The organism is Nocardioides sp. DN36, from assembly GCF_055380375.1.
In genome coordinates, this window is the sequence record NZ_AP043823.1 from 2,546,303 (window position 1) to 2,570,638 (window position 24,336).

Here is a 24,336-nt window from a genome sequence, read left to right on the forward strand (position 1 = left end):
TCCTCCACCTGTATGACGCATCGAAGCCCCAGAAATCTTGGACTGTCGGCCAGACAGACGTCGCCGACGTGCTCAGCCCTCTGCACTCGACACGGCACTCCACGGTGTGCGTGATCGACGCCCCGCAGCGCGAGATCGCGGGGTCGAAGCCCAGGTCAGAGCTCGTGCACGTCGCCGGCCCGGGCCAGCGACACCGGTCCGTCGTACGTCGCGCGGGCCTCGGCGAGGGCCTCCTGGGGGTCGTGCCACGGGGGCACGTGCGTGAGCAGCAGCCGCCGGGCCCCTCCGCGGGTCGCGGCGTCGCCGCACTCGGTGCCGGTGAGGTGGAGGTTCGGCGGGTTCTCGTCGACCGACCGGAAGGACGCCTCGGCCAGCAGGAGGTCGGCGTCCTTCGCGACCGCGTCGAAGCCGGGGCACGGGCCGGTGTCGCCGCTGTAGCCGAGCGTGGCGCCGTCGGCGCTGACCCGGATCCCGAAGGCGGGCACCGGGTGGTCCACCGGGACCGGCTCGACCGCGAACGGGCCGACCTGGATCGGCCCGTCCCAGGTCCGGAAGTCGAACTCCTCCCGCATCCCCGGGTCGGTCGGCAGGTCGTAGGCGCGGGCCATCCGGTCGGCGGTGCCGACCGGCCCCCACACCGGGATCCGCGGCTGCGGCCCGGTCGGGTGGTACTTGCGCAGGACGTAGTAGCCGGACAGGTCCAAGCAGTGGTCGGCGTGCAGGTGGCTGAGCAGGACCGCGTCGATGCCGAGCGGGTCGGCGTACCGGTGCAGGGCGCCGAGCGCCCCGCTGCCGAGGTCGACCAGGATCCGCCAGGTCCGCGGACCGGTGCCGTCGTCGTGCTCCGCCTCGAGCAGGTAGCAGCTCGCCGGGGAGTCCGGCCCGGGGTAGGAACCCGAGCAGCCCACGATGGTCAGCCTCATCGCAGCACCCGTCCGCCGGCGAACTGCGAGGCGGCCACCATCTCCGCGCCGAGGAAGCGTCGCCCGATGGTCTCGAACTCCTCGGGGGCACCCGTGGTGAGGAAGTCGTACGACGGCTCCCCGCCCTCGCGCATCAGGCCGGTGCGGACCAGCATCTTGTAGACGTCCTTGGCGCACTCCTCGGCGCTGCTCACCATGGTCACGTTGTCGCCCATGACGTAGGAGATCACGCCGGTCAGCAACGGGTAGTGCGTGCAGCCGAGGATCAGCGTGTCGACACTGCGGGAGACCAGCGGGTCGAGGTACTCGTGGGCGAGCGCGAGCAGCTCGTCGCCGCCGGTGATGCCCCGCTCGACGAAGTCCACGAACTGCGGGCAGGCCTGGATCGTCAGGTCGACGTGGGGCGCGGCCGCGAACGCATCGTCGTAGGCCATCGACTCGGCGGTGGCGCGGGTGCAGATGACGCCGATCCGGCCGGTGCGGCTGGCCGCCACCGCGCGCCGGGTCGCAGGCAGGATCACCTCGACGACGGGGACGTCGTACCGCTCACGCGCGTCGCGGAGCATCGCGGCGCTGGCGGAGTTGCAGGCGATGACCAGCGCCTTCACGCCCCGGTCCACGAGGTGGTCGAGGCACTCGAGGGCGTACTCCCGCACCTCGCCGATGGGCTTCTGGCCGTAGGGCTGGCGGGCGGTGTCGCCCACGTAGACGATCGACTCGTGCGGCAGCTGGTCGATGACCGACCGCGCGACGGTCAGCCCCCCGAACCCCGAGTCGAAGATGCCGATGGGCGCGTCACGGGTCTCGGGGCTGCACTCGTCGGGACTGGGCAGGGCGGACACAAGAGCCAAGGCTAGAGGGAGACTCCCCCGGTTGGCAGGCATCGCGGCGCACGTCACCGGAGACGACCGTCACGGTCGAGTGCAGGCGACTAGGCCCAGAGCTGGCCCTCGAGGCGATCCTCGGCGTCGTCGATGGTCCCCTCGTAGGCGCCCGTGGAGAGGTACTTCCAGCCGCCGTCGCAGACCACGAACGCGATGTCGGCCGGCTCCCCGGCCTTGACCGCCTTGGCGGCCTGGCCGAGCGCGGCGTGCAGGATCGCGCCGGTGGAGATGCCGGCGAAGATGCCCTCGAGCTCGAGCAGCTCGCGCACCCGGCGTACGGCGTCGCGCGGACCCACCGAGAAGCGCGCGTCGATCAGGTCGGCGTCGTACAGCTCGGGGACGAAGCCCTCGTCGAGGTTGCGCAGGCCGTAGACGAGCTCGCCGTAGCGCGGCTCGGCGGCCACGATCCGCACCTCGGGCTTGGCGCGCCGGAAGAAGCGGCCGGCGCCCATCAGGGTGCCGGTGGTGCCGAGCCCGGCGACGAAGTGTGTGACCGACGGCAGGTCGGCCAGGATCTCGGGGGCCGTGCCCTCCTCGTGGGCGAGGGAGTTCGCGGCGTTGCCGTACTGGTAGAGCATCACCCAGTCGGGGTGGTCCTCGGCGATCCCCTTGGCGACCCGCACCGCCTCGTTGGAGCCGCCGGCGGCCGGCGACGACACGATCTCGGCGCCCCACATGCGCAGCAGCTGGCGGCGCTCCTCCGAGGTGTTCTCCGGCATCACGCACACGATCCGGTAGCCCTTGAGCTTGGCCGCCATCGCCAGCGAGATGCCGGTGTTGCCCGACGTCGGCTCGAGGATCGTGCAGCCGGGGCGGAGGGTGCCGTCCTTCTCGGCCTGCTCGATCATCTTCAGGGCCGGGCGGTCCTTGATCGAGCCGGTCGGATTGCGGTCCTCCAGCTTGGCCCACAGCCGGACCTCGGGGGTCGGCGAGAGCCGGGGCAGCCCCACCAGCGGGGTGTTGCCGACGGAGGCCAGCAGGTTGTCGAAACGCATGGATCCAGCATGCCACCGCGGCGGAGGCGTCCTCCGCGGCGGCCGCGTCGGCGAGACCGGCCCTCGTCAGCGCAGGAACAGCCCCGCGTCAGCGCAGGAACAGCTCCGGGTCGAACTCGTCGAGCGGGATGACCCGCACCCGCGGCAGCGGCACGTTGAAGGCGTGCACGTCGTCCTCGAGGTCGTGGATCCGAAGCCCCAGCGCGGTGAACTGGGCGTTGGTGTACTCCCGCAGCGCGATGACGCCGACCCGGCGGCCGGAGCCGAGCAGGGCCTGCATCTGGGGCACGAAGTCCCCGTCGTGGCTGCACAGCAGGACATCGGCGTCGCGGTCGACGAGCGCCTCGAGGGTGCGCTGCAGGCCGATGTCCACGACCTTCTGGTCGGCACGGCCCGACAGCGCGACGGGCCGGTAGTCCATGGCCAGCAGCGCCTGGACGAACGACGTCGGCAGCTGGCCGGTGGAGGCGTTGAGGAAGAAGAGCCCGGTGACAGGCTGGTTCCAGATGGCCTCGGCGTACGCCGTGACCCGCTCCCAGCGGGGCCGCTCGTCCGGGGCCGGGCGCCGGTTCAGGACCGAGGACCCGAGGGTGGCGTCGATGTTCTCGCCGTCGACGAGGACGAAGGTGCGGCGGCCGGTCGCAGACGAGTCCATTCGTGAACTCTACGGTTCGCCGGGCCCGATCGGCCCGGCGAACCGGGAGGCACGCCGTAAGGGGAGGGTCAGGCCGCCCCGCCCGCGACCGCGGGCAGCACGACGACCTGGTCACCGTCGGCCAGCTCTGCGTCGAGACCGCCGATGAAGCGGACGTCCTCGTCGTTGACGTAGACGTTGACGAAGCGACGCAGGTCGCCGTCCTCGATCAAGCGCTCCTTGAGGCCGGGGTGGTTCGCCTCCAGGTCGTCGATCAGCGCGCTCAGCTTCGCGCCGTCACCGCTGACGGCCTTCTCGCCGCCGGTGTAGGTGCGCAGGATGGTCGGGATCCGGACCTCGATGGCCATGGAAAACTCCTTGGGTTCTCAGCTCAGCTCCGGCACCACGGTGACCTCTTCCTCGGTCACCTCGCCGTCGATGATTCTGTAGGACCTGAACTCCACAGGCCCCTCGTTATTCCCGTGCTCGCGTGTGCTCACCAGCACGTAGTGCGCGCCCGGCTCGCTCGCGAGACCGATGTCGGTGCGGCTCGGGTAGGCCTCGGTGGCGGTGTGGGAGTGGTAGATCACGACCGGCTCCTCGTCGTTCGCCCACATCTGCTTGTAGAGGTCGAGCAGCTCGGTGGAGTCGAACTCGTAGAAGGTCGGGCTGCCGGCCGCGTTGACCATCTCCACCACGCGCTCGGGACGGTCGCTGCCCTCGGGCCCGGCCACGATGCCGCAGGCCTCGTCGGGGTGGTCCCGCTTCGCGTGGGCCACGATGGCGGCGTACGTCGCCTGGTCGATGGTGAGCACCGACCCAGCGTATTTGCCCGGCGCAGCGGGCTGCACCCGGCCCACCATGCAAGACGTGCGGACCGCGCCTCGCCCGGGGCTCAGCAGTCGAACGACGCGGTCACGTGCACCTGCGAGTCGGGCTTGATACCGAGCGCGTCCGCGTCGACCTTTCCGCCCTTGCCGGCGTCGTCGACCTCGACCCCGTCCGCGTCCTGCGTGGTGTACGTCGCACCCTGGGCCGTCACCACGGCAGAGGGGGTCTCGAAGCCGTTGCCCTGCGAGTACATCGACAGCGAGAAGCCCTTGCCCGCGGCCTGGTAGGAGGCCGGCGGGCCGGACGTGTTCTCGGTCGTGGCGAAGCCGTCGCCCTTCCAGGACGCGGTCACGTCACCGGTCAGCTCGATCGAGGCGTCACAGGTGACCCGGGCCTCCTCGGTCATCGTGGGGCTCGGCTTCTCCGCCGGCGTCTCGCCGCTCGCGGAGCTGTCGTCGTCGCCGCTGCACGAGGTCAACGCGGCGACCAGGCAGAGAGCGGACACGGCCAGGAGCCCCCGAGACGCACGCATGGCGGAAGTCAACCATCCGGCCGGCGGCGCCCGCGGAGGTGGGTCAGCGGGGCGAGAGAGCGTCGACCAGGGTCTCCTGCAGGTAGCCCACCCACTCGTAGATGTCGTGGGCCTGCGCGCGCGGGTCCTCGTCGGGCAGGGAGTGCCAGAACGCCTCGTCCCCGTCCTCGACCCCGAGCCGGGTGGCCAGGGCGAGCCGCAGGTCGGTGAACGAGCGCAGCCACGTCTCGGCGGCCGGCTCGTCGAGCTCGACGTCGATCATCAGCCCGTCCTCGGAGAGCTCGGGCGGCAGCCCCGCCTCCTCGAGCGCGTCGATCAGCGCGCACGCGGACGCCGCCTTGCCGTCGCGCAGCGCGCCCTCCGTGAACCGTCGGAACTCCGACGCCGCCTCCTCGTCACCGGGGTAGGCGGTCGGGAACAGCCGCGCCAGCACCGGGTCCTCGGGCTCGGCCGTGGGGCCGGAGAAGTCCATCATCGCCTCGAACGGGTCGACGTCGTCGCGCGGGACGGCCGCCTCGTTGCGCAGGAGCTCGACCAGCTGCGAGGCCAGCGACCTGAGCAGGTCGGCCTCGAAGCCGGTGAAGTTGGCGATGACCCGGCCGCTGCGGCGGTGGCGCGCGAAACCCGTGGTCACTCCGAGCGCTCCAGGGTGGCCCACAGGCCGTACTCGTGCATCGCCTGCACGTCGCGCTCCATCTCCTCGCGGCTGCCCGTGCTGACCACGGACTTGCCGTCCTCGTGGACCTCCATCATCAGCTTCTCGGCCTTCTTCTTCGGATAGCCGAAGTACTTCTGGAACACGTAGGTGACGTAGGACATCAGGTTCACTGGGTCGTTCCAGACGATGGTCACCCACGGCACAGCGGGGACGGTGACCTCGTCGGGAGTGGTGGTCGGCTCGACCTCGACCGGACTGGCGGCAGACACAGGACAATCGTGGCACACGCCGTCTCGACGCCCGGCCCCTACGCTGGTCGCCGTGACCGCGACTGCCGCCCCGTCGACCGCGTCGACCGCCCTCCTGACCGACCACTACGAGCTGACCATGCTCCAGGCCGCGCTGGGCGCCGGCACCGCCGACCGGCGCTCGGTCTTCGAGCTCTTCCCCCGACGGCTGCCCGAGGGGCGCCGCTACGGCGTGGTGGCCGGCGTCGGGCGGGCTCTCGACGCACTCGAGCGGTTCCGCTTCGACCAGGACGTGCTGGCGACGTTGACGGACGTCGTCGACGCGCGGACGCTCGACTGGCTGGCGTCGTACCGCTTCTCCGGTGACGTCTGGGGCTACGCGGAGGGCGAGACGTACTTCCCGTACTCGCCGCTGCTGGTCGTCGAGGCGCCGTTCGCGGAGGCGGTGCTGCTCGAGACGGTGCTGCTCTCGATCTACAACCACGACTCCGCGATCGCGTCCGCGGCGTCCCGGATGACCACGGCGGCCGGCGACCGGCCCTGCATCGAGATGGGCTCGCGGCGGACCCACGAGGAGGCGGCCGTGGCGGCCGCCCGCGCGGCGTACGTCGCCGGCTTCGCCACCAGCTCCAACCTCGCGGCCCGCCAGCGGTACGGCGTGCCGACGGCGGGCACCAGCGCGCACAGCTTCACCCTGTTGCACGACACCGAGGAGCAGGCCTTCCGCGCGCAGGTCGAGTCGCTCGGCAAGGGCACGACGCTGCTCGTCGACACCTACGACATCGCCGAGGCGGTGCGCCTCGGCGTGGAGGTGGCCGGCCCCGGGCTCGGGGCCGTGCGCATCGACTCCGGCGACCTCGGCGTGCTCGCCCACCAGGTGCGCGCGCAGCTCGACTCCCTCGGCGCGACCGGGACGCGGATCATCGTGACCAGCGACCTCGACGAGTTCGCGATCGCCGGGCTGGCGGCCGCGCCGGTCGACGGGTACGGCGTCGGCACCGAGCTCGTCACCGGATCCGGCCACCCGACGTGCGGCTTCGTCTACAAGCTGGTGGCCCGGGAGGACGACACCGGGGCGATGGTCTCGGTGGCCAAGAAGAGCCAGGACAAGATCTCGATCGGCGGCCGGAAGTACGCCCTGCGCCGGCGCGACGCGGCCGGCGTGGCCGAGGCCGAGGTGGTGGGCATCGGGTCGCCGCCCGTCGACGACGGCGACGACCGGTCGCTGCTCGTGCCGCTGGTGCGCGACGGCGAGGTGGTCGGCCGCGAGTCGCTGGCTGCGGCCCGGGACCGGCACCAGCGCTCGCGCGCCGAGCTGCCGCTCGAGGCGCAGCAGATGTCGCGGGGCGAGCCCGTGATCGAGACCCTCCACGTGGGCGCGTGACATGGCGGTCCTGACCTGCGACCTGTTCTCCGAGGCACTCGAGATGGGCACGTCGCTGACGGTGGTGCTCCCCCAGTCGACCCGCGCACAGATCGGCGTGGAGCCGACCGAGAGCGGCGACGAGCTGCCGGTGCTCTACCTGCTGCACGGTCTCTCCGACGACCACACCGCCTGGACGCGCTACACCTCGATCGAGCGGTACGCCGCGGAGGCGGGGCTGGCGGTCGTGATGCCGGCCGTGGGGCGCAGCTTCTACGCCGACGAGCTGCACGGCCACCGGTACTGGACCTACGTGTCCGAGGAGCTGCCGCAGGTGGTGGCCTCGTTCTTCCGCGTGTCGGGTCGCCGCGAGGACACGTTCGTCGCGGGCCTGTCGATGGGCGGGTACGGCGCGCTCAAGCTGGCGCTCACCCACCCCGACCGGTTCGCCGCGGCCGCCTCGCTGTCCGGCGCGCTCGACATCGCGGCGCTGGCCCAGGGGTCGGAGCGCGGGGCCCTGTTCGAGCAGGTCTTCGGCGGTGTCCCGGGCCCCGTGGACGACCTGTTCGCGCTCCTGGACCGGGCCCCGGTGCCCGACCTGCCCCCACTGCACGTGTCCTGCGGGACCGACGACCCGCTCTTCCCGCACAACGAGCGCTTCGTCGAGCGTGCCCGGGAGGTCGGCGCCGACGTCACCACGGACTACCGGTCGGGCGCCCACGAGTGGGGGCTGTGGGACACGGTCGTGCGCGACGTCATCGACTGGCTGCCGCGGCGACCCTAGGCTCGGGCCATGGTGAAGCGCGCACTGATCGTCGTCGACGTGCAGAACGACTTCTGCGAGGGCGGCTCGCTGCCGGTCGCGGGCGGCGCGCAGGTCGCGCACGACATCGCCGAGATCCTGCACCACTGGGTGACCAAGGACCCGAAGGCCCCCGACTACGCCCACGTGGTCGCGACCAAGGACCACCACATCGACCCCGGGGCGCACTGGTCGCGCGACCCCGACTACGTGGAGTCGTGGCCGGTGCACTGCAAGGTCGGCACGGACGGCGAGGCGTTCCACCCCAACCTCGATCCCCAGCCGTTCGACGCGATCTTCCTCAAGGGCGACCACGCGGCGGCGTACTCCGGCTTCGAGGGGCACACCGACTCCGGGGCCGGGCTGGCCGACTGGCTGCGCCGGCACGACGTCACGCACGTGGACGTCTGCGGCCTGGCCACCGACCACTGTGTCCGGGCGACGGCGCTGGACGCGGTCGCGAACGGCTTCGACACACGGGTGCTCACGCGGCTCTGTGCGGGCGTCGCCCCGGAGACCACCGAGGCGGCACTGGTGGCGATGCGGGACGCGGGCGTCACCGTTGGCTGAGCTCGAGGTGCGCGTCGAGGACGGCGCGCTGTGGCTGACGCTCAACCGCCCGGAGGTGTTCAACGCGCTGTCGGCCGCGCTGGCCGACGAGCTGGCCGACCTGCTCGAGGAGGCGACCGCGCGCGACGACGTACGCGTCGTGGTGCTGACCGGCACCGGGCCGGCCTTCAGCGCCGGCGCGGACATCTCCGGTGTCGACGCGCACGAGCACTTCGACGTCTCGGCGCTGGACCGGGCCAACCGGATCGTCCGGGCCATCACCCGGCTCGACAAGCCGGTCGTCGCGGCGGTCAACGGCGTCGCCGCCGGTGTGGGCTGCTCGGCGGCGCTGGCCGCGGACGTCGTCGTGGCCACCGAGTCCGCGAGCTTCCTGCTGGCCTTCGCCCGGATCGGTCTGATGCCGGACGGCGGGGCCACCGCGACGGTCGCCGCCTCGGTCGGGCGGGCGCGGGCGATGCGGATGGCGCTGCTGGCCGAGCCGCTCAGCGCCCGCGAGGCGTACGACGCCGGGCTGGTGAGCCACCTCGCGCCCGACGAGTCCTTCGCCGACCTCGTCTCGACCCTGGTGCGCCGGCTCGCCGCCGGTCCCCCGCTGGCCCTGGCCGCCGCCAAGAAGGCGGTCAACGCGGCCACGCTCGACCAGCTCGAGGGCGCCCTGGAGCGGGAGCGGACCGGCCAGACGGTGCTGCTCCGCACCGCCGACGCCGCGGAGGGGATGCGCGCGTTCGGGGAGCGGCGGAAGCCGGTGTTCCGCGGGGAGTGAGGCGGGCCGGTCACTTGTAACGCTCCGTTAAGGACTCTGGCGCTCCTCTGTAACGGGGCATCACAGCCCCTAACGGAGCGTTACAAGAAAGGGCGCGTCAGCGCACGCGCCGGATGATGTACGCCGCGAGGTCGTCGATGCACGTCCCGAACCGTGCATTCGTGTCCAGCGCCTCGCGCAGCACGCGGAGCCTGGTGGATTCCCAGCGGTCGAGCTGCAGCTCCGCCCAGGTCACCCGGGACATGCCGAGCTTGAAGCCGCAGACGAAGTCCTGCCTGGTCTTCTCGCGCCACAGGGCCTCCTCGCCGGACACCATCGAGAGACCGCCCTCCTGCGCCCTGCGGTACTTCTTGTGACCGTCTATCTCGATGATGTGCCGGCCGACACGGAGATCGCACCAGACCACCCGCCCTCCGTCCCGCAGGCCGAACTGGGTCTGGACCGGACCGAGGTTCAGCTCATGGGCCAGCTTGCGGCCCAGTGTCTCCGCGACACGCTCCGCTCCGGAGTCGGCGTGCTCGATGCAGGTGCGCACCGTGGTGATGCCTGGCCAGCTGCGCATCGGTTCCGCGGCCTCCCACAGCAGGCTCCGGTCCTCGATGATCGCGAGCGCCGAGTCGCACGCGACCAGGCCTCCCCGCTCCCCGTGCTCCCGGCTGATGTCGACAGCGGTGCGGGCGACGTCGAGCGTGGGCAGGTCGTCGACGAGCACGACCTGTCCCGGCGTGAACGGCGCCTTGTGGTGCTTGACCCCGTTCTTGGTCCGAGACCCGTGAACGCCGAAGCGGGTGATGTGCACCCAGCGCGGCGGTTCGTGGAGCAGACGGATCCCATGGAGCAGGGCGGCCGAGTCATGGCTGACCACGTGCGGCGTGGACATGTTGAGGCTGGCAGCCCGCACCCTGAGGAGAGGCTTCCCGCGATACTCGTCCAGCGAGTCCCAGAGCACCCTGAGGCAGTAGACGCCGCGCCGCACGGTCACCCACTCGCCCTGCTTCAGCCACAAGTCGAGCCGCTCCGGGGGCACTCCGGCCGCGAGGACCTGCCGTCGCAGGACCAGCCCGTGCTGCGTTGCCATGAGTGCGGCCACCTTGGGATTCACGAGACCGACCCTGCGGGAGTCCGGAACCCTGCGCGGGGCACGAGCGAGCGGCTGTGGACAGCGGGAGCATGGGTCGAGGCTGTGGACGTTTCTCGCCCCTCGGAAAACATGTAACGCTCCGTTAGGGGCTCTGAAACCCCGTTGTGACGGGGTTCCAGACGCCTTAACGGAGCGTTACAAGTGGCGGGGCCGGGCTCAGCTCGTGATGGTGATGTCCTGCCCGTTCGAGACCAGCCTCCAGTCCACGGAGGCGAACTCGGTCGGGTCGATGACGCCGTTGGTGGTGACCCAGTCGATGAGCAGCTGGCGGATCTCGTTCTGCCGGTTGTAGACGACCGGGGCGGTCGAGACGGCCGGGAAACCACCGCCGCCGGACTGGCGGTAGTTGTTGACCGCCAGCACGAACTGCATCTCGTCGGTGACCGGCGCACCGTCGTACGCGAGGTTCTTGATCCGCGAGCCGGCGGCCTGCGCGACGTCGATGTCGTAGGTCAGCCGCCCGTCCAGGCCGGCGATGCAGTCGTAGTTGTAGTCCGGCGTGCCGTTCGGGGCCGGCGCCTGAGGCGTGACGGCGTTGGTCAGGTCGGAGATCTTGAACGGCCCGGTCCCCGAGACCTGCTTGAAGTAGCGCGCCGAGAACTCCAGGTAGTCGCGGATGTCCTTGCCGCTGACCTTCACGCCGAGCAGCGTGTTGTCGAAGACGTAGAGACCCGCGACGTCCCGGACCGTGATGTCCCCCTTCGGGAAGACGGCGTCCTTGCTGAACGGCGCGGCGATCGACAGCACCGGGAGGGCCGCGTCGGCGCCGGTCAGACCGGCCTTCACCGCCCCCGCCTGGACGTAGTTGATGAAGTCGATGATCGGCACGTCCTCGACCCGCGCACGCTCCGCGGGCAGCTCCTCGGTGCACTGGCCGATGACCGAGTTCACGTACTCGATGACCGTGTCGTGCTGCCCCTGGACCGCGGCGGCCACGCGGGGGTCGGCGTCCACGGTGTTGGAGTTCAGCAGCTGGGAGCCGGTCGCCACCAGCGCCCACTTCTGGCGGCCGTGACGGGTGTAGACCTCCTTGACCACGAGGTCCATGACGGCCACGCGCATGCCCCAGTAGTAGGGCTCGCAGATGAGCACCTGCTGGTCGGTCTTCTTGTTGCGGACGAAGCGCTGCGGGATCTCGACGTGCGCGTGCCCGACCAGGATCGCGTCGACGTGCGGCACCTCCTCGGCGACCAGCGAGGCGGCGTTCTCCGGGTACGGCAGGGCGTCGCCGTACGACGAGGAGGTGTCCGCGCCCGAGTGGGCCGAGACGATGACCAGGTCGCAGCCCTTCTCCTTCATCTCCGGGACCCACTTCTTCGCGGTCTCGACCAGGCCGGGGAACTCCATCTTCCCCTCGACGTTGGCCCTGTCCCAGATCGCGATGCCCGGATTGGTCAGGCCGAGGATGCCGACCTTCAGGACGCGCCCCTCGCCGACCTTGAACTTCTTGATGACGTAGGGGCGGAAGACCGGTCGGTGCGGCTTCGCGTGGTCCACGGCGTTGGCGCCGAGCAGCGGGAAGTCCAGCTGCGACTCGAAGGCCCGCAGCGTGTCGATGCCGTAGTTGAACTCGTGGTTGCCGAGCGCCGCGGCGTCGTACCCGACCAGGTTCATCGCCCGCGCCATCGGGTGCACGGCACCGCCGGTGATCGGGTCGATCTTCGCGTAGTAGTAGGCCAGCGGGGTGCCCTGGATCGTGTCGCCGGCGTCGAGGGTCAGGACCGGCTCGCCCTTGCGCTCCTTGCGCATCGCCTTGATCAGGGTCGCGGCCTTGGCAAGGCCGACGTCGTTCTGCGCCTTGTCGTCGTACTCCGCGTTCTTGAAGTAGTCCCAGTTGTAGACGTGGCCGTGCAGGTCGGTTGTGCCCAGGACGGTGAGCCGGACGTGCTTGCTGTGCGGGCCGTAGTGCCGGTCCAGGCGAGCGTCGCGCGCATCGGCGAGGGCGGGCTCCGCGACGTACCCGGCCGCCGCGAGCGCGGCACCTCCGGTGAGCAGGGCGCGGCGCGAGGGGGTGGGCATGGGCATGCGGAAGTCCTCCGAGGGATCGACGGGTGAGCCGGACAGTTTCTACCCGGTGGCCCCGGTCAACCGGAAGACCCACGCCGCGACCGACACGAGATGTTCACCGAGGCGTGATCAGCCGCCCCAGCGCTCGGCGAGGGTGGTGACCACGGTGAGGTTGCGGTTGGTGGCGACGCCGAGGTGCTTCTCCACGATCGTGTTGGTCAGCGTCGCCGTGTGGTACTCGGCGCCCAGGAGCAGGTGCACGGCGCGGCCGCCCACCCGGGCCACCTCCCCCGCCGCTCCGGCGGCCTCCAGCTTCGCCACGGCCTCGGCCGTCGGCTCCTCCTTGAGCAGCGACACGTAGTGCCGCCCGTCGTGCCCGTCGGCGAACCGCTTGGCGTCCTCGGCGATCTCGCGCAGCTCGGTGGGCGTGAACACGATCGTCGGCACCTCGAAGCCGCGGTCCTCGAGGAAGGCCGACTCCAGGGCCGCCTCCAGCCGGGTCCGTGAGCGCATCGAGGAGTCCAGCCGCACGTTGCCGGTGTTGATGTAGGTCTCCACGCGCGTGCCGCCCGCCGTCTCGACCGCCGCCCGGATCGCATCCTTCGGGAACTTGCGCTTCGCCCCGAGGTTGATGGCCCTCAGGAACGCGATGTACGTCGCCACGCCGCGATCATGCCGCACCGGGAGGCGCGGCGCAGCCAGCCTGCGTGCGCGGGATCACGTTCACTTACATAGGTTTCCGATGTAACGTGGTGGAACGTGACCACCGATCCTCGGCTCCAGGAGCTCAGCAGCGACCTCGTCGTGTACGCCGCCCGCCTCGTGCGCGCCGTACGCCGGGCCCTCGAGCAGCCCGCCGGCATCCGGGTGCTGTCGCTCCTCGACGAGTACGGCCCGCTGGGCATCACCCAGCTCGCGGCCGCCGACCGCAGCTCCCAGCCCACGATGTCCGGCGCGGTCGCCGGCCTCGTCGAGCGGGGCTGGGTCGACAAGCGCCCCAACCCCGCCGACGCCCGAGGCAGCGTGGTCACGCTGACCGAGGCCGGCCGGCGCGAGCTGGACCGGATCCGGCGGCTGAACGGCGAGCTCGTCGCAGCCCGCCTGACCGACCACCACGAGCACACCGTCGAGGACCTCGCCACCGCCGTCGCCGTGCTGCGCGACGTCCTCAGCGACACACCCGACACCGAGAAAGGCACCCTGTGACCTCCCACAGCACCACCAGCGAGCCCACCGGCTCGCTCCTCAAGCAGCCCCGCGCGGTCTGGGCCGTGGCCTTCGCGTGCGTGATCGCGTTCATGGGCATCGGCCTGGTGGACCCGATCCTCAAGGAGATCGCCGTCAAGCTGGAGGCGACGCCCAGCCAGGTGTCCCTGCTGTTCACCAGCTACATGGCGATCATGGGCATCGCGATGCTCGTCACCGGCGTCGTCTCGAGCCGCATCGGCCCCAAGCGCACGCTGCTCTCCGGCCTCGTCCTCATCATCGTGTTCTCCGCGCTGGCCGGCTCCTCGAGCAGCGTCGGCGCCGTGATCGGGTTCCGGGCCGGCTGGGGCCTCGGCAACGCGCTCTTCGTCGCGACCGCCCTCGCGACGATCGTCAGCTCCTCGAAGGGGTCGGTCGCGCAGGCGATCATCCTGTTCGAGGCGGCGCTGGGCCTGGGCATCGCCTCCGGCCCCCTGGTCGGCGGCCTGCTCGGTGAGCAGTCGTGGCGTGGGCCGTTCTTCGGTGTGGCCGTGCTGATGACCATCGCACTGGTTGCCACCGCGTTCTTCCTGCCGACCACCCCGCCGCAGGGGCGGCGCACGTCGCTGGCCGACCCGTTCCGGGCGCTGCGGCACCCGGCGCTGCTGCTGCTCGCCCTGGTCGCGATCTTCTACAACCTCGGCTTCTTCACGCTCATGGCCGCCGGGCCGTTCGCGCTGCCGAGCTTCGACATCATGCAGATCGGCTGGACCTTCTTCGGCTGGGGTCTGCTGCTGGCCATCACCTCCGTGGTGGTCGCGCCGCGGCTGCAGCGGACGTTCGGCACCCTGCCCAGCCTCACCGCAGTGCTGGCCGGCTTCGCCCTCGACCTCGCGGTGATGGCCGTCTTCGCCGAGCACGAGCCGGTGATCGCCGCCTGCATCGTCGTGGCCGGCGCCTTCCTCGGCATCACCAACACCCTGGTCACCGAGGCGGTCATGCACGCGGCTCCGGTCGAGCGGCCGGTCGCGTCCGCGGCGTACTCCTTCGTCCGCTTCACCGGCGGCGCCGTCGGCCCGTACGTCGCCCTCAAGCTGGCCGAGCACGTCGACCTGCACGCGCCGTTCTGGTTCGGTGCGGCCGCGGTTGCCGTCGGCGTGGTCATCGTGGCCGCCGGCAGCCCCACCATCGCCCGCGCGCTGCGCGGCGAGGCCCCCGCGCCGCACAGCCGGGACGAGGCCGAGGCGGAGCTGGTCGGCGACCTGAGCTGACCGTTCTCGGCGGCCACCGAGAACTTGTAACGCTCCGTTAGGGACTCAGGTGCTCCGTTGTGACGGGGCACGAGTCTCCCTAACGGAGCGTTACAAGTTTTTTCGTACGCCGGCGAGCCAGCCCGCCGCCCGGGCTCAGAGGTTGCCGCGCTTGTCCTGCTCGCGCTCGATCGCCTCGAAGAGCGCCTTGAAGTTGCCCTTGCCGAAGCCCAGCGAGCCGTGCCGCTCGATCAGCTCGAAGAAGACCGTCGGGCGGTCACCGAGCGGCTTGGTGAAGATCTGCAGCAGGTAGCCGTCCTCGTCGCGGTCGACGAGGATCTTGCGCTTCTGCAGCTCCTCGATCGGGACCCGCACCTCGCCGATCCGCGAGCGCAGCTCGGGGTCCTCGTAGTAGGAGTCGGGGGTGTCGAGGAACTCCACGCCGTTGGCGCGCAGGGCGTCGACGGTCGCGAGGATGTCGCCGGTGGCGAGGGCGAGGTGCTGGGCGCCGGCGCCGCGGTAGAACTCGAGGTACTCGTCGATCTGCGACCTCTTCTTCGCGATCGCCGGCTCGTTGAGCGGGAACTTGACCCGGTGGTTGCCGTTCGCGACCACCTTCGACATCAGCGCGGAGTAGTCCGTGGCGATGTCGTCGCCGATGAACTCGGCCATGTTCACGAAGCCCATGACCTTGTTGTAGAACTCCACCCACTCGTCCATGTGGCCGAGCTCGACGTTGCCGACGATGTGGTCGAGGGCCTGGAAGAGCCGCTTCGGCTCGCCCTCGCGCTTGACCCAGGTGCTCTCGGCGGGGACGTAGCCGGGGAGGTACGGGCCTGCGTACCGGGACCGGTCGACCAGGGTGTGCCGGGTCTCGCCGTACGTCGCGATCGCGGCGATGCGGATGGTGCCGTGCTCGTCGGTGACGTCCTCCGGCTCGCGCAGCACGGTCGCGCCGGCGCGGCGCGCCTGGGCGATGCACTTGTCGACGTCGGGCACCTCGAGGGCGATGTCGACGACGCCGTCGCCGTGCTTGCGGTGGTGCTCGACCAGGGTGCTGTCGGGGTCGACCGCGCCGTTGATGACGAAGCGGATCGAGCCGGAGCGGAGCACGAAGGACTTGTGGTCGCGGTTGCCGTTCTCGGGCCCGGAGTAGGCCTCGAGCTGCATGCCCCACGCGGACTGGTAGTAGTGCGCGGTCTGGGTCGCGTTGCCCACGACGAAGACGATGGAGTCCCACCCGGTCACCGGGAAGACGTCGTTGTCCTCGTCGTACTGCACCAGGCCGACCAGCTGCTGCAGCTGCTCGAGGGTCAGGTCGGCCTTGAGCTCGTCGGTGGTGAGGGCGCCGCCGGTGGACGCCTGCTCGACGGGGGCGTGCATCGATTCCGTGGAAGTCATGGGCACAGCCTGTCGAGGGCGCGCAGAGTGTGCAACAGTACGACGAAACAGTGTGCAACTTGCCCAGCGAGGGGTGATCGGTGGACGATCTCGACCGCAGATTGATCGATCTCTTCGCGCAGGACGCGCGGATCGGGGTGCTCGAGGCGTCCCGCCGGCTCTCGGTGGCGCGCGGCACGGTCCAGGCCCGGCTGGACAAGCTGGTGGAGCGCGGCGTGATCACCGGGTGGGGTCCCGAGCTCTCCCCCGACGCGCTGGGCTACCCGGTGACGGCGTTCCTCACCCTGGAGATCCGCCAGGACACCGCCGACCACGGTGGCCACGACACGGTCGGCCGGCACCTCGCGGCGATCCCCGAGGTCCTCGAGGCGCACACGATCACCGGCGCCGGCGACATGTGGGCCCGCGTGGTCGCCCGCTCCAACACCGACCTGCAGCGGGTGATCGACCTGGTGCTCAAGGACCCGGCGATCGTGCGCAGCTCGACGGTGATCGCCCTCGCCACCCAGGTGCCCTACCGGGTGCTGCCGCTGGCGCGGGAGGCCGCCACCCGTTGAGCTGGGCCGATTCGGTCTCGAGCTGGGCCTGATTCGATGGAGCCAACCGATTTCGGCCCGGCTCAACGCTGATCTCGGCCCAGCTCAACGAGGGTCAGCGCAGGCGGGAGGCGACCCGGGCGGCGGCCGCCGCCACGACGGGGCCGATGGCTGCGACGTCCAGCTCGCCGAGGGTGACGATGCCGACGCTGGCCTCGAGCCCCTCGACGTCGCGGACCGGGGCGGCCAGCCCGCGCGCGCCCGGCTGGAGCTCGCCCTCGGTCACCTCGTAGGGGTGGTCGGCGGCGGCGGTGCGGCCGAGCAGGATCGCCTTGCCGGCCGCCCCCTGCTGCAGGGGGTGTCGGGAGCCGACCCGGTAGCTGACGTGGAAGTCGGTCCACGACGGCTCGACGACCGCCAGCGCGAGCGCCTCCTCGCCGTCGGCAACCGTGAGGTGGGCCGTGCAGCCGACCTGCTCGGCGAGGTCGCGCAGCACGGGGACGGCGAGGTCGCGCAGCGCCGGCTGGACCGCCGAGGCGAGGTGCAGCACGCCGAGGCCGACGTGGAGCCGGCCGCGCCCGTCCTTGCGGACCAGCGCGTGCTGCTCGAGCGTGCTGACCAGGCGGTAGACCACGGTCCGGTTCACCGCCAGCCGGGCCGCCAGCTCGGTGATCGTGAGCCCGCCCGGGGCGCCGGCCAGGACGTCGAGGACCCGCAGCCCGCGGTCGAGCGTCTGGGAGGTCTCGGCCGGCATGTGCCGAGTGTAGGTCCGGTCGCGGCGGACCGGCCCGCGCCGACCGACGTGCTCAGGAGGACTTGCGGGAGGCCCACTCGCGCAGCCGGTCGATGCGCGCGTGCAGCTGGTCGGCCGTGGCCACCGCGGCCGCCGGCCCACCGCACTCCTTGCGCAGCGCCGCGTGGGTGATGCCGTGCGCCTGGCCGGTGCGGTGGTGCCAGGCCGCCACCAGCCCGTTGAGCTCGCGGCGCAGCACCGCGAGCTGCTCGTGGGTGGACAGCTGGGCGACCGTGTCGGGCTCCGACGCAGGAGCCGCGCTCTTCTGCTTGCGGGCCCGCTCGCTCTGCCGCGAGTGCAGCAGCTCGCGCACCTGGTCGGGCTCGAGCAGGCCGGGGATCCCGAGGAAGTCCATCTCCTCCTCCGACCCCACGTGCACCTCGCCCGAGTGGCCGAACTCGCCTCCGTCGTAGAGCACCCGGTCGAACGTCGCCTGCGACCCGATCGCCTCGAAGGAGAGCTCCAGCTCGGCGGACGCGTTCTCGGACGCGTTCGCCTGCGCCATCAGGGCGTCCTCGGCGGCGAAGATGTCGCCCTCGTCGGTGATCTTCTTGCCCAGCACGTGGTCGCGCTGGACCTCCATCTCCGAGGCGTGGCCGAGCAGGGTCGGCACCGACGGCAGGAAGACCGACGCGGTCTCCCCCCGCTTGCGGGCGCGGACGAAGCGCCCGACCGCCTGGGCGAAGAAGAGCGGCGTGGAGTACGTCGTGGCGTAGACGCCGACCGCGAGCCGCGGCACGTCGACCCCCTCGGACACCATCCGCACCGCCACCATCCAGCGCTGCTCCCCCTCGCTGAACGCCGCGATCTTCTTCGACGACGCCTTCTCGTCCGACAGCACCACCGTGGGCGCCTCGCCGCTGATCTGGCGCAGCAGCTTGGCGTAGGCGCGCGCGGACTCCTGGTCGCTGGCGATCACCAGCCCGCCCGCGTCGGGGACGTGCCGGCGTACTTCCGAGAGCCGCTTGTCCGCAGCCGCGAGGACCGACGGCATCCAGGAGCCGGTCGGGTCCAGCGCGGTACGCAGGGCCTGCGCGGTCATGTCCTTGGTCAACGGCTCACCGAGCCGGGCGGCGATCTCGTCGCCGGCGCGGGTCCGCCACTGCATCTCGCCCGAGTAGGCCATGAACAGCACCGGACGCACGACGTGGTCGGCCAGCGCGTGCGCGTAGCCGTAGGCGTAGTCGGCCACCGAGCGCGGGATGCCGTCCTCGCCGGGCGCGTAGGTCACGAACGGGATCGGGTTCACGTCGGAGCGGAACGGCGTGCCGGTCAGCGCGAGCCGGCGCGCCGCCGGCTCGAACGCCTCGCGCACCCCGTCGCCCCACGACAGCGCGTCACCCGCGTGGTGCACCTCGTCGAGGATGACCAGGGTCTTGAAGTTCTCGGTGCGGATCCGCATCGCCAGCGGGTTGACCGCGACACCGGCGTAGGTGACCGCGATGCCGACGTAGTCCTTCGACGTCCTGCCCTTGCCGGCGGAGTACGTCGGGTCGATCGGGATGCCCGCCCGGGCCGCCGCCTCGGCCCACTGCACCTTGAGGTGCTCGGTGGGCGCCACGATCGTGACCCGGTCGACGAGCCGCCGGCCGAGCAGCTCGGCGGCGACCGTCAGCGCGAACGTCGTCTTGCCCGCGCCCGGCGTCGCCACGGCGAGGAAGTCACGGGGCTGCTCGGCGAAGTACTTGTGCATCGCCGCCGCCTGCCACGCGCGCAGGGACGGAGCCGTCCCCCACGCCGCACGGTCGGGATAGGCGGGCGGGAGTGCGGGGTCGATCTCGAGCTGGTCCTGCGCGGTGGAGCTGGGGTGGGCGGGGTCCTGGTGGGGCCGTCCCGTCACTCGTCACCCTCGCCCGCGTCGTCGCGCATGGACTCCCAGACCTCCTTGCACTCCGGACAGACCGGGTACTTCTCCGGGGCCCGGCTGGGCACCCACACCTTGCCGCACAGGGCCACGACGGGCGTGCCCATGACCATGGCCTCGGTCAGCTTGTCCTTGTCGACGAAGTGCGAGAACCGCTCGTGGTCCCCCTCATCGGTCGGGACGGTACGTCGGTCCTCCCGGACGTCTGTCTCTGTCGAGAATCCGATGGTGGTCACGAGGCCCCACTCTAGTTCAGGTCCGGGTCAGTTGAGCTCAGGGTCGACCGGACGTGTGGAGTGCCACGCGAGCTCGCCGGGCTGCCGGCGCAGCACGTCGCGCCACAGGTCGGCCGGGTCCATCCGGAAGGCATCGCGGGGCTGGGCGGGTACGACGTACCAGCTGCCCTCCTCGACCTCGGCGTCGAGCTGGCCGGCCCCCCAGCCGGCGTACCCGGCGAAGATCCGCATCCCCACCAACGACCCGTCGAGCAGCTCCAGCGGGGTGTCGAGGTCGACCAGGCCGAGCTGCCCCGCGACCTCGCGGAACCCGACCGGTACGTCGTCCTCGGCGCGCAGCCAGCCGACCGCCAGCGCCCCCTCGGTGCTGACCGGTCCTCCGTGGAAGAGCACCTCCGGCTCGGCGACCACGTCACCCCAGTCGCCGAGCACGTCGGCGACCGGGACGACCGAGGGCCGGTTGAGGACCACGCCGAGGGCGCCGTTGTCGTCGACGTCGAGCAGCAGCACGACGGTGTCGGCGAAGTTGGGGTCGAGGAGCGCAGGGGTGGCCACCAGCAGCATGCCGGCGCGCACCTCGGTCATGTCTCCATCATCGCCCACGGGCGGCCGGTCGGCCACGTCGACGGGCCGGGGTCAGGCGGCCAGCGCGGCCTTGATCCGGTCGAGCAGTCCCGGTGCGGCCGGGTCGGCGTCGCCCACGGAAGGGGCGGGACGGCGGGTGGCGCGTGCCTCGTGCTCGATGGTCTCGCCCACCCGCGCGGCGGTCGCGTCCTGGGTGCTGACCCGGCCGGCCATCACGGCCAGCAGGACGTGCTCCTTGGCGGCCGCCCGGTCCATCAGCTCGGCCATCCGCGCGTCGAGCGGCTCGGCCCGGTAGTGGTCCACGACCGCGCGCACGCCCGGCATCTCCTCCGCGGTCCCCTGCCAGGCGGCCACGACCGCCCGCTCGAGGTCCATCGGCTGGTCCATCAGCTCGCGCTCGATCCGGCCGGCGAGGCGGGTGTGCCAGCGCAGCTGGAGGGCGCCGAGCAACGACATCTCGTCACCAAAGGTCTCCGCGACCCCGTCGACGTCCATGGGGAGGAGTCCGTCCCGGCGGAGGTCGGCGGTCTCGATGACGGTGCGGAGGATCTCTCCGCGGTGGTGGAAGGACTTCCAGGTCATGGTCGGCTCCTTGCGTATCACCTACATACCGTTGGTACGTACTCAGAGTACGGTCACGTACCGACGGTATGCAAAGCGGCGCGCGGTGAGGCCAGTCACCCGACCCCCTGCCCGGTCCCTAAACTGCGCGGATGAGCAAGTCCTCGGTCTCCAAGCTCGTCCCCAAGGTCCCCGGGGTCTCGGGGACGAGTCGGCGCCAGCAGTACTCCGCCTCCACGAAGCGGGCGCTCGTCGACGTCGCCGAGGAGCTGTTCACCGCCAACGGCTACGCCTCCACCTCCCTCGACGCGATCGTCGCGGGCGCCCAGGTCACCAAGGGCGCGCTCTACCACCACTTCAGCGGCAAGCAGGCGCTCTTCGAGGCGGTGTTCGAGCGCGTGGAGGCCGACGCGTCCCGGACGATCCAGAAGTCCCTGCGCGGGCACCGGGACCCGTGGGAGAAGGCGCGCGCCGGGCTGCGGGCGTTCCTCACCGAGGTCCAGGAGCCCCGCTACCGCCGGATCGTGATCCAGGACGGCCCCTCGGTCCTCGGCTACGAGCGTTACCGCGAGCAGGAGGAGCGCTCGACGTTCGCCAACGTCCTCGAGATCGTGCGCGCCGTGCTGAGCGCCGGCACGTGGGAGCTCGACGAGGACATGATCCAGACGTTCGCCCGGATCTTCTTCGGGGCGATGTCGTCGGCCGGCGAGTCGGTCTCGAGCGCAGAGGACCCGATCGCCGCCGCGACCAGGGTCGAGACGGCGATCGGGTTCATCCTCGCGGGCTTCCAGACGCTGGCCGACACCGGCGTCGAGCTGCCCGGCAGCGAGTGACGACTACTTCTTGAAGGTGACGTTCCCGCCGGAGGCCGGCACCAGCTCGATCCAGGTGTGACCGGCCGGGACGGTCAGGTCGCCGCCCTTGGTGGACAGCTCGATCGGCGATCCGAGGTCGTCCTTGGACCAGGTGCCGCGCACCATCCGGCCGTCGTGGAACAGCATGGCCGCGCCCTTGCCGGTGAACTTCGTCTCGGGGACGTGGTTGCCGGCGGGGTCGAGGTAGCCCGCGTCGCCGATCTGCACCCGCAGCACCAGCACGGTGTCCGCCGGGAACTCGTCGCCGTCGGCGGCGTAGGTGTTCTCGTTGACGTAGCCGCCGTCGCGGTAGGTCCAGTTGGTGGTGTGCCCACCCGAGAACGACGCCGCGACGGTGCTCGCCGGGACGCCCTTGGGCATGTCCTTCTCGTCGCCCCACGGCAGGTAGTCGTCGGGGCGGGCCTCGTCCTGCTTGATGACCGAGGCGACCTCCCCGAGGTTCGCCATCAGGTTGTACGGCGCGTGGCGGCCGGAGTCGCGGTGGAAGCCCTTCGCGCCCTCCTGGAAGAAGGTGATGCCGGCGCCCTTGATCCGCGCGATCGTCTTGCCCGCCGCGCCACTGGTCACCACGTCGGCGTCGACCGGCGAGACGATGCCGATGTCGCTGGCCCGCATCGACCGCACCGGACCGACGTCACCGGGGACCTGCGAGTAGAAGAACGCGGCGAGCCGGGTCAGGCCGCCCTCGACGAGCTCCTCGACCACCATGTCCGCCTTCGAGAGGCCGATCTGCGGCGCGCTGGAGTAGGTGTTGTCCATCTTCGCCACCAGCACCGGGTGGTCCTGGGATGCGCTCTGGTCGCCCGACACCGGCAGGCCGGTCAGCGGCCAGGTGGAGTCCAGCTCGGAGCCACCGGCGACCTTCTGCGCGGCCGGCGAGCTGTCCGAGGCGGGAGCGTCGTCGTCTCCACCGCCACAGCCGGCGAGCACGAGGCTGGCGGCGATCAGGACGGCGGGCAGGGGGGCACGGCGCACGATGGGCTCCGTTCGTCTAGTGAACTGGTCGACTTCAAGTGTGCCGGGGAACGACGCCCCTCGAGGGGAGGCGCGCCCGCGCCGGACGGTCCGGGACGCTAGCAGCCGACCACGGCTCACCGACCGCGCAGGGTGCCCGCGAACCAGTGGCTGGTCCACGGGACCTCACGCCGGACCCGCTCGCCGGGACGTGGCGAGTGCACCATCACCACGTGGCCGTGCGCCCGGCGCAGGAAGATCCCCACGTGGTAGACCCCGCCGCTGCCGGTGAAGAAGAGGAAGTCGCCCGGGTGCATGCGGGACCGGCGGATGTGCCGGGCGCGCGCCGCCTGGGCACGGGAGGTGCGGGGCACGGCGAGCCCGGCGCGGCGGTAGCTGTAGTAGACGAGCCCCGAGCAGTCGAAGGCCCGCGGCCCGGCGGCGCCGTACCGGTAGGGGTCGCCGAGCTGGTGGAGCGCGATGGTCCGAGCATGGAGGACCCGCTGGTTGCGGGTGGCGGCATCGGCCGTCGGCGCCGTGACGACGCTGGTGGCGACGAGGGCCGTGAGCAGGCCGAGCAGGAGTACGGGCAGCGCGACGAGCGCGCGCAGGCGTGCGGACATTGGGACGGGCCTTTCCCACGCCTGCGAGGTCAGCTGTCGGGTTGGAGGTGGAAAGTCCTCCGCCGGGCCCGCCCGAGAGGCGCCGGCTTCACCCCGAGCCGCATCCGAGTTGCGGCGGTGGGACCTGTGGGTCCCCCGCTCCCGCCCTCGGTGCTCCGGGGCGACCCGGGCGGGCAGGACTCGGCGTACCCGGGCCGGCCGCCTACGGCGACCCGGCAGGCTAACCCGATCAGCGGGCCGCGAGGAAGGTCCCCTCCCCAATCTGGGGAGGGAACGGCCGTGGGCCGGAGCCGTCAGCCGAGCTTGGCGCCGCCGTCGACGTACAGCGTCTGGCCGGTGATGTACGACGCCTCGTCGCTGCACAGGAACGCCGCGGCGGCCGCGATGTCCTCGGGGAACCCGACCCGGCGGACCGGGTTCGCCTCCGCGTTGAGCCGGCGGAACTCCTCGACGTCCATCTTCAGCCGCGCGGCCGTGGCGTCGGTCATCTCGGTGGCGATGAAGCCCGGCGCGATCGCGTTGGCGTTGATGCCGAACGGGCCGAGCTCGATGCCGAGGGTCCGGGTGAAGCCCTGGACGCCCATCTTGGCCGCGGAGTAGTTGGCCTGGCCGCGGTTGCCCAGCGCGGAGACGCTGGAGAGGTTGAGGATCTTGCCGTACTTCTGCTCCACGAAGTGCTTCTGCGCGGCCCGGGTCATCAGGAACGCACCCTTGAGGTGGACGTTCATGACCAGGTCCCAGTCGTCCTCGGTCATCTTGAACAGCAGGTTGTCGCGGGTGATGCCGGCGTTGTTGACCAGGATGTGGATGCCGCCGAGCTCCTCCACGACCCGCGCGACGGCGGCGTCGACGGACTCGGCGTTGCTGACGTCGCAGCCGATGCCGATCGCCCTGGCGCCCTCGGTGAGCGGGAGCCGGCCGGCCGACTCGGCCGCCGAGGCCTCGTCGAGGTCGATGATCGCGACCGAGGCACCCTCCTCGGCGAACCGCGTGGCGGTCCCGAACCCGATGCCGCGAGCGGCTCCCGTGACGACAGCGACGCGTCCGTCAAAACGGCCCATGATGACTCCTCGACTCGGTGGGGGTGTCTCAGCGCCCCACACTGTAGAGGGCGGTCGCGGG

At 71.4% G+C, this 24,336-nt stretch carries 29 protein-coding genes; 8 read left to right on the forward strand and 21 right to left on the reverse strand.

Annotated elements, in window-relative coordinates:
* Positions 1 to 155: 155 nt before the first annotated feature.
* The 9 genes from ACZ43H_RS13085 to clpS all read right to left on the reverse strand — a co-directional run bounded on the left by ACZ43H_RS13085 (position 156) and on the right by clpS (position 5,726).
* Positions 156 to 923 (reverse strand): MBL fold metallo-hydrolase, encoded by a 768-nt coding sequence (locus ACZ43H_RS13085; protein ID WP_464583393.1) that lies wholly within the window; start codon positions 921 to 923, stop codon positions 156 to 158.
* Positions 920 to 1,774, reverse strand: a complete 855-nt coding sequence (murI, locus tag ACZ43H_RS13090) for a glutamate racemase (RefSeq protein ID WP_464583395.1) — start codon at positions 1,772 to 1,774, stop codon at positions 920 to 922. The genes ACZ43H_RS13085 and murI overlap by 4 nt, the downstream gene beginning before the upstream one ends.
* An 80-nt stretch (positions 1,775 to 1,854) precedes the next feature.
* On the reverse strand, positions 1,855 to 2,802 hold the full coding sequence (locus tag ACZ43H_RS13095; RefSeq protein ID WP_464583397.1) for a PLP-dependent cysteine synthase family protein: 948 nt from the start codon (positions 2,800 to 2,802) through the stop codon (positions 1,855 to 1,857).
* Between the two features lie 88 nt (positions 2,803 to 2,890).
* The gene (locus ACZ43H_RS13100) at positions 2,891 to 3,457 is read right to left on the reverse strand and encodes an NYN domain-containing protein (RefSeq protein WP_464583399.1); all 567 of its coding nucleotides are present in this window, start codon (positions 3,455 to 3,457) and stop codon (positions 2,891 to 2,893) included.
* Positions 3,458 to 3,525: 68 nt separating this feature from the next.
* Entirely contained in the window at positions 3,526 to 3,804 is a 279-nt protein-coding gene (locus tag ACZ43H_RS13105) for a MoaD family protein (RefSeq protein ID WP_464583401.1), read from the reverse strand.
* Positions 3,805 to 3,822: 18 nt separating this feature from the next.
* Positions 3,823 to 4,251: a M67 family metallopeptidase gene (locus tag ACZ43H_RS13110; RefSeq protein WP_464583403.1), complete on the reverse strand. Its 429-nt coding sequence runs from the start codon at positions 4,249 to 4,251 to the stop codon at positions 3,823 to 3,825.
* A gap of 80 nt (positions 4,252 to 4,331) precedes the next feature.
* Positions 4,332 to 4,799, reverse strand: a complete 468-nt coding sequence (locus ACZ43H_RS13115; protein WP_464583405.1) for a hypothetical protein — start codon at positions 4,797 to 4,799, stop codon at positions 4,332 to 4,334.
* Between the two features lie 43 nt (positions 4,800 to 4,842).
* Positions 4,843 to 5,433 (reverse strand): DUF2017 domain-containing protein, encoded by a 591-nt coding sequence (locus tag ACZ43H_RS13120; RefSeq protein WP_464583407.1) that lies wholly within the window; start codon positions 5,431 to 5,433, stop codon positions 4,843 to 4,845.
* Complete coding sequence (gene clpS, locus ACZ43H_RS13125) at positions 5,430 to 5,726, reverse strand: ATP-dependent Clp protease adapter ClpS (RefSeq protein WP_464583409.1); 297 nt, start codon at positions 5,724 to 5,726, stop codon at positions 5,430 to 5,432. The genes ACZ43H_RS13120 and clpS overlap by 4 nt, the downstream gene beginning before the upstream one ends.
* 118 nt (positions 5,727 to 5,844) lie before the next feature.
* On the opposite strand from clpS, the gene ACZ43H_RS13130 reads away from it, so the two are divergent.
* Genes ACZ43H_RS13130 through ACZ43H_RS13145 form a run of 4 tightly spaced genes read left to right on the forward strand, consistent with a single transcriptional unit; the run spans position 5,845 to position 9,203 of the window.
* Complete coding sequence (locus ACZ43H_RS13130) at positions 5,845 to 7,089, forward strand: nicotinate phosphoribosyltransferase (protein ID WP_464590819.1); 1,245 nt, start codon at positions 5,845 to 5,847, stop codon at positions 7,087 to 7,089.
* A 1-nt stretch (position 7,090) separates the two neighbouring features.
* Positions 7,091 to 7,852: an alpha/beta hydrolase gene (locus ACZ43H_RS13135; protein ID WP_464583410.1), complete on the forward strand. Its 762-nt coding sequence runs from the start codon at positions 7,091 to 7,093 to the stop codon at positions 7,850 to 7,852.
* 9 nt (positions 7,853 to 7,861) lie between these two features.
* Positions 7,862 to 8,440: an isochorismatase family protein gene (locus tag ACZ43H_RS13140; RefSeq protein ID WP_464583412.1), complete on the forward strand. Its 579-nt coding sequence runs from the start codon at positions 7,862 to 7,864 to the stop codon at positions 8,438 to 8,440.
* Positions 8,433 to 9,203 carry an enoyl-CoA hydratase-related protein gene (locus tag ACZ43H_RS13145; RefSeq protein WP_464583414.1) on the forward strand — a complete coding sequence of 257 codons (771 nt, stop codon included), beginning with the start codon at positions 8,433 to 8,435 and terminating at the stop codon, positions 9,201 to 9,203. The genes ACZ43H_RS13140 and ACZ43H_RS13145 overlap by 8 nt, the downstream gene beginning before the upstream one ends.
* Positions 9,204 to 9,300: 97 nt before the next feature.
* Here ACZ43H_RS13145 and ACZ43H_RS13150 read toward each other — a convergent pair whose 3' ends face one another.
* The 3 genes from ACZ43H_RS13150 to ACZ43H_RS13160 form a co-directional block, all read right to left on the reverse strand.
* Positions 9,301 to 10,281, reverse strand: a complete 981-nt coding sequence (locus tag ACZ43H_RS13150) for a type IV toxin-antitoxin system AbiEi family antitoxin domain-containing protein (RefSeq protein ID WP_464583416.1) — start codon at positions 10,279 to 10,281, stop codon at positions 9,301 to 9,303.
* A gap of 219 nt (positions 10,282 to 10,500) precedes the next feature.
* Complete coding sequence (locus tag ACZ43H_RS13155) at positions 10,501 to 12,369, reverse strand: bifunctional metallophosphatase/5'-nucleotidase (protein WP_464583418.1); 1,869 nt, start codon at positions 12,367 to 12,369, stop codon at positions 10,501 to 10,503.
* 111 nt (positions 12,370 to 12,480) lie between these two features.
* Positions 12,481 to 13,014, reverse strand: a complete 534-nt coding sequence (locus ACZ43H_RS13160; RefSeq protein ID WP_464583420.1) for a DUF1697 domain-containing protein — start codon at positions 13,012 to 13,014, stop codon at positions 12,481 to 12,483.
* Positions 13,015 to 13,110: 96 nt separating this feature from the next.
* Here ACZ43H_RS13160 and ACZ43H_RS13165 point away from each other — a divergent pair, with 96 nt between their 5' ends.
* Both ACZ43H_RS13165 and ACZ43H_RS13170 read left to right on the forward strand, forming a co-directional pair.
* Positions 13,111 to 13,557 carry a MarR family winged helix-turn-helix transcriptional regulator gene (locus tag ACZ43H_RS13165; RefSeq protein WP_464583422.1) on the forward strand — a complete coding sequence of 149 codons (447 nt, stop codon included), beginning with the start codon at positions 13,111 to 13,113 and terminating at the stop codon, positions 13,555 to 13,557.
* Complete coding sequence (locus ACZ43H_RS13170) at positions 13,554 to 14,807, forward strand: MFS transporter (protein WP_464583424.1); 1,254 nt, start codon at positions 13,554 to 13,556, stop codon at positions 14,805 to 14,807. The genes ACZ43H_RS13165 and ACZ43H_RS13170 overlap by 4 nt, the downstream gene beginning before the upstream one ends.
* A 135-nt stretch (positions 14,808 to 14,942) precedes the next feature.
* On the opposite strand, the gene hppD is transcribed toward ACZ43H_RS13170, so the two are convergent.
* Entirely contained in the window at positions 14,943 to 16,187 is a 1,245-nt protein-coding gene (gene hppD / locus ACZ43H_RS13175; RefSeq protein WP_464583426.1) for a 4-hydroxyphenylpyruvate dioxygenase, read from the reverse strand.
* A gap of 80 nt (positions 16,188 to 16,267) precedes the next feature.
* Here hppD and ACZ43H_RS13180 point away from each other — a divergent pair, with 80 nt between their 5' ends.
* Positions 16,268 to 16,744: an Lrp/AsnC family transcriptional regulator gene (locus tag ACZ43H_RS13180; protein ID WP_464583428.1), complete on the forward strand. Its 477-nt coding sequence runs from the start codon at positions 16,268 to 16,270 to the stop codon at positions 16,742 to 16,744.
* Between the two features lie 94 nt (positions 16,745 to 16,838).
* On the opposite strand, the gene ACZ43H_RS13185 is transcribed toward ACZ43H_RS13180, so the two are convergent.
* Genes ACZ43H_RS13185 through ACZ43H_RS13205 form a run of 5 tightly spaced genes read right to left on the reverse strand, consistent with a single transcriptional unit; the run spans position 16,839 to position 20,783 of the window.
* Positions 16,839 to 17,477, reverse strand: a complete 639-nt coding sequence (locus ACZ43H_RS13185) for an IclR family transcriptional regulator (RefSeq protein ID WP_464583430.1) — start codon at positions 17,475 to 17,477, stop codon at positions 16,839 to 16,841.
* 52 nt (positions 17,478 to 17,529) lie between these two features.
* Positions 17,530 to 19,356: a DEAD/DEAH box helicase gene (locus tag ACZ43H_RS13190; protein WP_464583432.1), complete on the reverse strand. Its 1,827-nt coding sequence runs from the start codon at positions 19,354 to 19,356 to the stop codon at positions 17,530 to 17,532.
* Complete coding sequence (locus ACZ43H_RS13195; RefSeq protein ID WP_379181302.1) at positions 19,353 to 19,616, reverse strand: DUF3039 domain-containing protein; 264 nt, start codon at positions 19,614 to 19,616, stop codon at positions 19,353 to 19,355. The genes ACZ43H_RS13190 and ACZ43H_RS13195 overlap by 4 nt, the downstream gene beginning before the upstream one ends.
* 27 nt (positions 19,617 to 19,643) lie before the next feature.
* Positions 19,644 to 20,201 (reverse strand): YqgE/AlgH family protein, encoded by a 558-nt coding sequence (locus ACZ43H_RS13200; RefSeq protein ID WP_464583434.1) that lies wholly within the window; start codon positions 20,199 to 20,201, stop codon positions 19,644 to 19,646.
* A gap of 51 nt (positions 20,202 to 20,252) precedes the next feature.
* Complete coding sequence (locus ACZ43H_RS13205; RefSeq protein ID WP_464583436.1) at positions 20,253 to 20,783, reverse strand: hypothetical protein; 531 nt, start codon at positions 20,781 to 20,783, stop codon at positions 20,253 to 20,255.
* A gap of 131 nt (positions 20,784 to 20,914) precedes the next feature.
* On the opposite strand from ACZ43H_RS13205, the gene ACZ43H_RS13210 reads away from it, so the two are divergent.
* Positions 20,915 to 21,595 (forward strand): TetR/AcrR family transcriptional regulator, encoded by a 681-nt coding sequence (locus ACZ43H_RS13210; protein ID WP_464583438.1) that lies wholly within the window; start codon positions 20,915 to 20,917, stop codon positions 21,593 to 21,595.
* Positions 21,596 to 21,598: 3 nt separating this feature from the next.
* On the opposite strand, the gene ACZ43H_RS13215 is transcribed toward ACZ43H_RS13210, so the two are convergent.
* The 3 genes from ACZ43H_RS13215 to ACZ43H_RS13225 all read right to left on the reverse strand — a co-directional run bounded on the left by ACZ43H_RS13215 (position 21,599) and on the right by ACZ43H_RS13225 (position 24,275).
* On the reverse strand, positions 21,599 to 22,612 hold the full coding sequence (locus ACZ43H_RS13215) for a DUF3048 domain-containing protein (protein ID WP_464583440.1): 1,014 nt from the start codon (positions 22,610 to 22,612) through the stop codon (positions 21,599 to 21,601).
* Between the two features lie 116 nt (positions 22,613 to 22,728).
* Positions 22,729 to 23,214, reverse strand: coding sequence for a C40 family peptidase (locus ACZ43H_RS13220; protein ID WP_464583442.1), 486 nt, complete (start codon positions 23,212 to 23,214; stop codon positions 22,729 to 22,731).
* A gap of 293 nt (positions 23,215 to 23,507) precedes the next feature.
* Positions 23,508 to 24,275, reverse strand: coding sequence for an SDR family NAD(P)-dependent oxidoreductase (locus ACZ43H_RS13225; RefSeq protein WP_464583444.1), 768 nt, complete (start codon positions 24,273 to 24,275; stop codon positions 23,508 to 23,510).
* Positions 24,276 to 24,336: the final 61 nt, after the last annotated feature.

What these genes read in the sequence shown, in the direction of transcription:
- ACZ43H_RS13135 (WP_464583410.1), top strand. Translation starts at nt 7,091, where the DNA reads ATGGCGGTCCTGACCTGCGACCTGTTCTCCGAGGCACTCGAGATGGGC.
- ACZ43H_RS13200 (WP_464583434.1), bottom strand. Translation starts at nt 20,201, where the DNA reads ATGACCGAGGTGCGCGCCGGCATGCTGCTGGTGGCCACCCCTGCGCTC.
- ACZ43H_RS13115 (WP_464583405.1), bottom strand. Translation starts at nt 4,799, where the DNA reads ATGCGTGCGTCTCGGGGGCTCCTGGCCGTGTCCGCTCTCTGCCTGGTC.
- hppD (WP_464583426.1), bottom strand. Translation starts at nt 16,187, where the DNA reads ATGACTTCCACGGAATCGATGCACGCCCCCGTCGAGCAGGCGTCCACC.
- ACZ43H_RS13085 (WP_464583393.1), bottom strand. Translation starts at nt 923, where the DNA reads ATGAGGCTGACCATCGTGGGCTGCTCGGGTTCCTACCCCGGGCCGGAC.
- ACZ43H_RS13220 (WP_464583442.1), bottom strand. Translation starts at nt 23,214, where the DNA reads ATGTCCGCACGCCTGCGCGCGCTCGTCGCGCTGCCCGTACTCCTGCTC.
- ACZ43H_RS13100 (WP_464583399.1), bottom strand. Translation starts at nt 3,457, where the DNA reads ATGGACTCGTCTGCGACCGGCCGCCGCACCTTCGTCCTCGTCGACGGC.
- ACZ43H_RS13210 (WP_464583438.1), top strand. Translation starts at nt 20,915, where the DNA reads ATGAGCAAGTCCTCGGTCTCCAAGCTCGTCCCCAAGGTCCCCGGGGTC.
- ACZ43H_RS13130 (WP_464590819.1), top strand. Translation starts at nt 5,845, where the DNA reads ATGCTCCAGGCCGCGCTGGGCGCCGGCACCGCCGACCGGCGCTCGGTC.
- ACZ43H_RS13185 (WP_464583430.1), bottom strand. Translation starts at nt 17,477, where the DNA reads ATGCCGGCCGAGACCTCCCAGACGCTCGACCGCGGGCTGCGGGTCCTC.
- ACZ43H_RS13105 (WP_464583401.1), bottom strand. Translation starts at nt 3,804, where the DNA reads ATGGCCATCGAGGTCCGGATCCCGACCATCCTGCGCACCTACACCGGC.
- ACZ43H_RS13205 (WP_464583436.1), bottom strand. Translation starts at nt 20,783, where the DNA reads ATGACCTGGAAGTCCTTCCACCACCGCGGAGAGATCCTCCGCACCGTC.
- ACZ43H_RS13225 (WP_464583444.1), bottom strand. Translation starts at nt 24,275, where the DNA reads ATGGGCCGTTTTGACGGACGCGTCGCTGTCGTCACGGGAGCCGCTCGC.
- ACZ43H_RS13095 (WP_464583397.1), bottom strand. Translation starts at nt 2,802, where the DNA reads ATGCGTTTCGACAACCTGCTGGCCTCCGTCGGCAACACCCCGCTGGTG.
- ACZ43H_RS13140 (WP_464583412.1), top strand. Translation starts at nt 7,862, where the DNA reads ATGGTGAAGCGCGCACTGATCGTCGTCGACGTGCAGAACGACTTCTGC.
- ACZ43H_RS13150 (WP_464583416.1), bottom strand. Translation starts at nt 10,281, where the DNA reads ATGGCAACGCAGCACGGGCTGGTCCTGCGACGGCAGGTCCTCGCGGCC.
- ACZ43H_RS13155 (WP_464583418.1), bottom strand. Translation starts at nt 12,369, where the DNA reads ATGCCCATGCCCACCCCCTCGCGCCGCGCCCTGCTCACCGGAGGTGCC.